Annotated in this window: 7 protein-coding genes; all 7 read right to left on the reverse strand. The window is 61.8% G+C overall.

The window, feature by feature from the left end:
• On the reverse strand, positions 1–781 hold a 781-nt coding region (locus IRZ24_RS14215), incomplete at its 3' end, for an urease subunit alpha (RefSeq protein ID WP_297165363.1).
• Positions 778–1182: an urease subunit beta gene (locus tag IRZ24_RS14220; RefSeq protein ID WP_366914301.1), complete on the reverse strand. Its 405-nt coding sequence runs from the start codon at positions 1180–1182 to the stop codon at positions 778–780. The genes IRZ24_RS14215 and IRZ24_RS14220, both read right to left, overlap by 4 nt.
• A gap of 88 nt (positions 1183–1270) precedes the next feature.
• Positions 1271–1573 (reverse strand): urease subunit gamma, encoded by a 303-nt coding sequence (locus IRZ24_RS14225; protein ID WP_069804541.1) that lies wholly within the window; start codon positions 1571–1573, stop codon positions 1271–1273.
• Between the two features lie 90 nt (positions 1574–1663).
• Positions 1664–2659, reverse strand: coding sequence for an urease accessory protein UreD (locus IRZ24_RS14230; RefSeq protein WP_297165367.1), 996 nt, complete (start codon positions 2657–2659; stop codon positions 1664–1666).
• Between the two features lie 102 nt (positions 2660–2761).
• On the reverse strand, positions 2762–3520 hold the full coding sequence (locus tag IRZ24_RS14235) for an urease accessory UreF family protein (protein ID WP_297165369.1): 759 nt from the start codon (positions 3518–3520) through the stop codon (positions 2762–2764).
• Between the two features lie 344 nt (positions 3521–3864).
• On the reverse strand, positions 3865–5526 hold the full coding sequence (locus IRZ24_RS14240; protein WP_297165370.1) for a hypothetical protein: 1662 nt from the start codon (positions 5524–5526) through the stop codon (positions 3865–3867).
• Between the two features lie 567 nt (positions 5527–6093).
• Entirely contained in the window at positions 6094–7020 is a 927-nt protein-coding gene (locus IRZ24_RS14245) for a class I SAM-dependent methyltransferase (RefSeq protein WP_297165371.1), read from the reverse strand.
• Between the last annotated feature and the right edge of the window lie 443 nt (positions 7021–7463).

Below are 7463 nucleotides of genomic sequence, written 5' to 3' on the forward strand. Positions count from 1 at the left end.
TCATCGTATCCGTATGGATTGCCACCTGCACATCGCAGATCTCAGCCACCCGCAGGCAAGCATCGATGGCCGCCGGCGTACTGCCCCAATCCTCATGCAACTTCAACCCACAGGCTCCGGCCTGAACCTGCTCTAGCAGCGGCTCCTCCGCGGCGGCGTTTCCCTTGCCCAGAAAGCCAAAGTTCAGCGGCCAATGCTCGGCCGCCTGCAACATACGCGCCAGATACCAGGCCCCGGGCGTACAGGTCGTCGCATTGGTCCCCGTCGCCGGTCCTGTCCCGCCGCCGATCATGGTCGTGATCCCGTTGGCCAGGGCCTCATAGACCTGCTGCGGCGAAATAAAATGAATGTGGCTATCGATGCCGCCCGGCGTCACAATCAGATGCTCGCCGGCGATCACCTCGGTACTGGCCCCGATCACCAGCTCTGGATCAACCCCCTCCATCGTATCGGGATTACCCGCCTTGCCCACCTTCACAATGCGTCCATCTCTGATACCAATATCGCCCTTCACGATCCCCCAATAGTCGAGCACAATCGCATTCGTGATCACCAGATCCAAGGCCCGCAGCTCGCCGGCGTTCCCCTCGCGCAGCGCCTGACTATTCTGCCCCATGCCATCGCGGATCACCTTGCCGCCGCCAAAGGTGACCTCATCGCCATAGACCGTGTAATCATGCTCGATCTCGATCAGCAGAGCCGTATCGGCCAGGCGCACACGGTCGCCGACCGTTGGTCCATAGAGATCGGCATAAGCACGACGTGGCAACGACAGACTCATGCGTTCCCCTCCTCATCTGAGACAGGGCCTGTGCCGTCACTGGCCTTTGCCTCATCTGCCTCGTCAGCAGGCGGCTGAGACAGAGGCGGCCTCGCCCACAACGGCCCATTGACCTGGCCACGATGTCCATAGATCGCCTGGCGGCCTCCGAAGGCCACCAGCGTCACCTCTTTCTCCTCGCCCGGCTCGAAGCGCACTGCCGTCCCCGCGGCGATATTGAGGCGCATCCCGTAGGCGGCGGCCCGCTCAAACAGCAACGCCGGATTAACCTCGAAAAAGTGATAATGGCTGCCAACCTGCACCGGACGATCGCCACGATTACGCACCCGCAGGCGTGCCGTCCGGCGACCAGCGTTGAGCACGATCTCCCCCTCGGCCAACACATAGGCCCCAGGGGCCAGGCCCTCCAGGTTGGCGGTTGTCCCTGGCTCCTCTACTGCTCCCATCAAGGCCCTCCTTTCTTCTGATGGACAGGCACAGCCAGCGCAGCTAGCGAATCGGATCGTGCACCGTCACCAGCTTGGTGCCATCGGGAAAGGTAGCCTCGATCTGCACCTCCTGGATCATCTCGGGCACGCCCTCCATGACATCCTCGCGCGTCAGCAAAGTTGTTCCCAAGGTCATAATCTCAGCCACGCTGCGCCCATCGCGCGCCGCCTCCATCATCTCGGCGGCCAACAGAGCCACCGCCTCAGGATAGTTGAGCTTCAGGCCGCGCGCCCGCCGCTTGCGCGCCAGCTCTGCCGCCACGACAATCAAGAGCTTCTCCTGCTCACGCAGCGTCAAATACATCGCGCGACAAACCTCCTTTCTTCCTCCTTGCTCGGCTCAACCTCAATAGGGCCACCGTGCACCATAGCGCCAGAACAGGGCGGCCAGTCATCAAGTGATCTTGCGTGGCAGCGGCAGGGTTCTCCCATAGAGACGCAGTCGTGCCAGGCGCCAAAACTGCGGCAAGCCGGCACTGAGCGGCAGCCCCTCCTGAGCCAGGCCGCGCACCACCAGCCCGTCTGCCACCAGGCGACTGACCCCCCACAAGCAGGCGCCTGACTGACTCAGCTCCTGCGCCAGTCCCGCCAGCTCTGCCTCCAGGTCGGCCCAGCGCTGCCGTGGCTGGCCCGTGCGACAGACATACAGACTCGCGCAGTAGCGAAAGGGTCCCAGGCGTGCCAGTGTTCCGGGAGAACGCTGCTGCGGCTCCAGCCGGAAACGCTCCAGCGCCAGCGGGAACTCGCCCCTGCTGATGGTAAACAGCAGCTCCAGCCACTCATAGGCAAAGCACTCCCCGCGCGCCACACGACCCGGCGCCACGATCTCCCACCAGAACAGGCCGGCATCCTCCGCCAAAGAGATCAGCACCTCCTGGCGGTAGCGCGCCCCCGCAAAAGGAATCAGAGCATCGGGCAAATGCTCCAATAAGGCCCCGGCACCGACATGCACCTGCCAGCGCTGCAGAGCCGGGCGATCCTCGGCGCGCGGACGATAGAGGCGCGTCGCTCCCGTCGACGTAAGCATAACCCGTGCCCCAGGCCCGACCTCGATCTCCAGCGCGCAGCGATCGCCTCCCAGGACACCGCCCGAAAGATTGTGCACATGTACCAAGGCCCCACCCTCGTCCGTCGAGAAAGCGCGCACCACCTGCAACGGTGGCCGCTGCTCCTGAACGAGAAGCCGCGACCGGCCCGTCGTCCTCTCGTAACCGAATCCCAGCCGCAGCCAGCCAGCAACCTCCGGGCGATAACCCTGAGCGTGGCTCAACCCCCGCGGCCTCGCCGCGAGCCTTTGCTCACGCTCAGATCCCGTTACCGCCACCTGCTCAGCGGCTCCCACGCCTGACTCACTGCCCGGCGCCCGCATCCAGGTACTTACTCCTTCCATACTTGCTTATCCTGCACGCGACCCTTTCCTCCTGCCTCCTGCGCCTCCCTCTCTAGCCGGGTCGTTTCACAGAGCGAGCAGACCGGCCCCGCTCCCTCCTGACTAGCTAATAAAGAGGCGAGTCTCCAAAGACGGATGGCGCAGACTGCCCAGCTCCACCAAGGGGGTCCACTGCCACGGCTCCTCACCGGTCTCCAGACAGCGTAAGGCCTGCTCTGCCACCGCCAGTAGCCTCGGCTTCAAGCGCCAAAGCAACTGCATTGCCCGTCGCTGTCCCAGCGGTAACAAGCGCTGACAGGCCGCCAGCAGAGCCGCCACCTGCTGCTGCAGAAAGGCCGCCAGAGCCGCGCGCTCATCGATTGCCAACAGGCCGCACAGCAGACCGAGCGCCAGCGTATAATGGCTAGCCCCCTCCTCGCGCAGCGCCACCTCTTGCACGCGCAGCAAGCGCTCATCGCTCAACCAGCTCTGTACCAAATGCAGCAGGCGCCGCCCCATCATCACGCTCGCCTGCCGGCTCTCACGAGGCAACCTCAGCGCACTCAGCTCGGCGTTCAAGCGTCGCCAGCCCAGCAATAGCGCCTCCAGCGAAGCCACCGTCGCCAGCCGCCAGCCGCGTCCGAAAAAGACCCCCTCCAACAAGCCGGTCTCTGCCACATACGCCTCTAAAAACTCCTCCAAGGTCTCCACCGTCAGCAGCCCCTCAGCGACCAACGTCTCCAGACCGAACGAATGCGCACTACTTCCCACGGGCAGCGCACTATCGCATAGCTGCAGCAACTGCAGCACCTGCACTGGCTCCAGAGGCATCGCATCCACGCTGAATCGTGGGAGCGGCGGCTCACCCAGCCAGGCGGTCATCGAACACCTCCTTTCCTTGATCAGCGCACCCAGACGGATAAGAGAAGACGCCAGCGCGAAGGCAAAAAAGAGAGGTGGGGTGCGGTCGGAGCATGCCATAAGGGGAGGAGTGGGCAGGTCAGTTCAGCGCGGTTCACCACGCGGCCTCACAGCAAACACCCCACCTCTCTTCTATGCTACGCCGGCCCCAAAAACCGACCTGCTGGCAGGTGGCCAGCCAGTCGGTCAGTCAGCCAGCCAGCCGAGAAGGCAGCGAGCAGACCACAGCCTGACCCGACCGCTCGACCAACCGACAGACCGACCACCGTACCAGGCTTGAGCTTTCCCTCCCGCGGAACAGCAAGCTAGGCCGTCGCCTTACACAGGTCGTGACAATCCTTTTCCAAGGTGCAACACAACGAGCAGATCGTTCCCTCATGATAGGGGCAGTAAGTCGTATCGGGCGCCTCATACCTATCGGCGCAGACCGAACAGGCCAACAGCGGTAGCTCGCCCTCGCCAGCAGCATGCATTGCCTTATTCTCGCGCGCGATATAATACTTTCCGCGCGTCAGCACCGCCAGCAAAGGTGACAGCACAAAGGCGATCCCCAGAGCCAGGAAAGGCGAGAAGGCCTGTGCCACCGGCCCGAACAGCCCGAAGAAGGCCAAGACCGACAGCACCGAAGCCACCAACGTCGACCCGAAACCTACCGGATTGATCGTATACAGGTGCGCACGCTTAAACTCGATATAGGGGGGACTCAGCTTCAGCAGCGGCTTATTGATCACCAGGTCCGCCACCACTGCACCGATCCAGGCGATCGCCACATTCGAATAGAAGCCCAGGATCGTATTCAGGAAGGCGAACATATTCAGCTCCATCAGCAGGAGGGCGATACCCACATTCAGAAAGAGCCAGACCACGCGCCCCGGGTGGCGATGCAAGATCCGCGAAAAGAAATTTGACCATGACAGTGAGCCGGAATAAGCATTGGTCACATTGATCTTCACCTGAGAGAGCAAGACAAAGAAGGTTGCCACCGTCAGCGCCAGCCAGGGATTGGGGATCAGCACGCTGAAGCCCTTTAGCAACTGCTGAATGGGCTGATCAGCCAGTTGCGCCCCCACAGCGGCGAAGATATAGAACGCCAGAAACGCCCCAGCAAGCTGCTTCAACGCTCCCAGGATCACCCAGCCCGGGCCAGCGCTCAGCACCGCCAGCCACCAGCGACCACTATTCTCGCGCGTCTTATCGGGCATGAAGCGCAGATAATCGGCCTGCTCGCCAATCTGGGCGATCAAGGACAGCGCCACTCCGGCGCCGGCCCCCACCTCCAGCGGCACCAGGCTAGCCCCGGCTGGGGAAAGCCCGCCGAAGTGGGTCCAGGCTGCAAAAGCCCCCGGGTCCTTCCACAGAATCGCCAGGAAGGGCAGCACATAGAGCACCAGCCACAACGGCTGCGTCCAGGTCTGCAGCTTCGCCAGCAAGGTCATGCCAAATACCACCAGCGGAATAATCGCCAGCGCACAGACCAGATAGGCCCACGGCAATGGCAGCCCCGTATACAGATGCAGGGCCTGAGCCATAATCGAGCCTTCCAGAGCGAAGAAGATAAAGGTAAAACTGGCGTAGATCAGCGACGTCAGCGTCGAGCCGAGATAGCCGAAGCCGGCCCCTCGCGTCAGCAGATCCATATCGATGTTATAGCGGGCCGAATAATACGCGATCGGAATGCCCGTCAGGAAAATCACGACCGCGGCCAGCAAAATAGCGGCCACCGCATTGCTGAAGCCGTGAGCGATAATAATATCGGCCCCGATGGCAAAGTCGGCCAGATAAGCGATCCCTCCCAGGGCGGCGCTTGCCACCGCCAGCGTTCCCCACTTCCGGAACGAACGCGGAGCGTAGCGCAAAGAATAATCCTCCAGCACCGGATTATTCACCAGCAAATTAAAGCGGCGTTTAGGCTGTTCTGAGGTGAAGGGAGCAGTGGCAGTAACAGGCGTCGCTTCCTTTTCAAGCATGCGCAGAGCCTCCTCATCTGCAGGCAACTGATACAACGGGTCAACAGCGGGAGAACAGCCGGCAAGCAGACCACAGCCACAGACTGGCTAGCTGGCTGGCTGGCCTGCCCCTGCCGGCGCCCGAAAAGCGCTGGCATACGAGCAGCGGATGGCCCGCGGCCTTGCAGGTGCCGACCAAGGAGCGGCAACACCACGGGCATCGCGACCTTAGCTCACCACTGAGAGGAGCCTCAACGCGACACGCCAGCTCGCACCATCCCTGAGTACAGCGAGCCACGGGAAGAGAAGCGCTTCACCTGCATTCATACAAAGTGCATAGAGATCGCATCTTTGCGGCCTCTGCAGATCAGTATAAGGCCAAACTAGAGAGGAAGCTATGGCCAATTTAACGGATAAGGAAGCGGGGGTTTTGTGCATCATGCATGAAAACTGACGAAAGGGGAAAGAGAGCCGAGGGCGGGCAGCCTGCTCGCCTCAGGTCAAGCTGCTCGCTGGCGCTGCACCCTGCTCCTTTCCCCACTGCAGACAAGCAGGGCTATCCCCTTCCCCTGATCTGCCTCCCTGACCTTACCTGGCTGCCTGCAAGACGCCTGGCTTGCGTCCTACAGTCACATGGAATTGGAAAGCGGTCTGATAGGCGGCCCACTCAGCCGGAAGAGCCTCAAGCATGCGTTGCCACTCCTCGCGTGCGATGAGGGAGGCCATGCGCTCACTCAGAGCATGGAGCAGAGCCAGCAGATCTTTCTGCAGGAGACGGCCACCCTGGCCACCTCCTTCGCCCAGCACAACGCTATAGACATACTTCTCCACTTCGACCGCCCCGGCCTGTTGCAGGTACATCGGCAGGTGCTCAGCAATATAGGGGTCAAAGCCCCAACGCTCAAAGGCCCGGTCCAGGAGACCACTGACCCGCAACGAGAGCGGACCTGGACGATGATAGTAGCCGCCCGTCTCGGTCAGTTGCAGCCAACCGCCCGGCCTGGTCACCCGTACCAGCTCGCGCACCACCGTGGGCCAGGCGCGCGCGGGGATCGCTGAGATCAACAGACGCTGATGCACCAGGTCGAAAGAGTTGTCGTCAAAGGGCAGCCCCTTGAGCACGTCGCTATAGAGGAACTGCACATTGACTGGCGTCGTGGGCAGACGCTCCGGTGGCTCGACGTCAACCCCCACGACGCGGCAGGCGGGGAAACGCTGCCCGACTTCGCGCGCCCAGAGGCCGGTACCGCAGCCAACATCAAGAATCGCCTGGGGGTAGCTCCCTAACGGAGCCACAATGTGGACCTTCTGAACGCTCATCAGGGCATAGTGCTGAAAGTTGAGACGATCGATCTCTGCCTCATCCTTAGGCAGCAGGTAGGGGACGTCTTCTAGATAGCGGCGCTCAAAGCGCGGAGCACGCTCCTGCCCCGCCAACCCCGGCTGGGGAGCAGGAACCGCTGTCCTCGCTGTTGGGGACCGCCTGCGACGTAGTAGACCCCAAAATGGCATCATGGCCTCCTTTGTTCGATCGATTGCGATGGACGGCGCGATGGCTTGCGCCAGGTCGCTGTGCCGGCTCACCACACCAGGGGCAGGCTGAATCAACCCCTGATAGGCCCCTCGACTAAAAGGATGATCGAGAAAGGCTGCGGCTTCTCACCCCGCAGAGAGTATAGCGCATAGTGCTATCGAATGGAAGAGATCGCGCAAAGCTAGCATATGATACTTATTGCACAAGTGATTTTTCACTTTAGAAAAGCTTGCTTTTGCGATGGTAAAACACGAGGGAGGGTTTTCGATAGGCCGGTGGAGGAAGGCAGCGAGTGAGCGGGGGAGATAGCCCCGCGCCGTGGCCAAAAAGAATAAGGGGAAGACGGGGTGCCAGCTCGTCTCCCCCTTATTACCCAGAAGCTTCTGCTACCGGGAGATCCCTGAAAGGGCGGGTGCAGCCTCAT

The sequence above is a fragment of the Thermogemmatispora sp. genome, from assembly GCF_019683755.1.
GTDB lineage: Bacteria > Chloroflexota > Ktedonobacteria > Ktedonobacterales > Ktedonobacteraceae > Thermogemmatispora.

What these genes read in the sequence shown, in the direction of transcription:
- IRZ24_RS14225 (WP_069804541.1), bottom strand. Translation starts at nt 1,573, where the DNA reads ATGTATTTGACGCTGCGTGAGCAGGAGAAGCTCTTGATTGTCGTGGCG.
- IRZ24_RS14235 (WP_297165369.1), bottom strand. Translation starts at nt 3,520, where the DNA reads ATGACCGCCTGGCTGGGTGAGCCGCCGCTCCCACGATTCAGCGTGGAT.
- IRZ24_RS14245 (WP_297165371.1), bottom strand. Translation starts at nt 7,020, where the DNA reads ATGATGCCATTTTGGGGTCTACTACGTCGCAGGCGGTCCCCAACAGCG.
- IRZ24_RS14240 (WP_297165370.1), bottom strand. Translation starts at nt 5,526, where the DNA reads ATGCTTGAAAAGGAAGCGACGCCTGTTACTGCCACTGCTCCCTTCACC.
- IRZ24_RS14230 (WP_297165367.1), bottom strand. Translation starts at nt 2,659, where the DNA reads ATGGAAGGAGTAAGTACCTGGATGCGGGCGCCGGGCAGTGAGTCAGGC.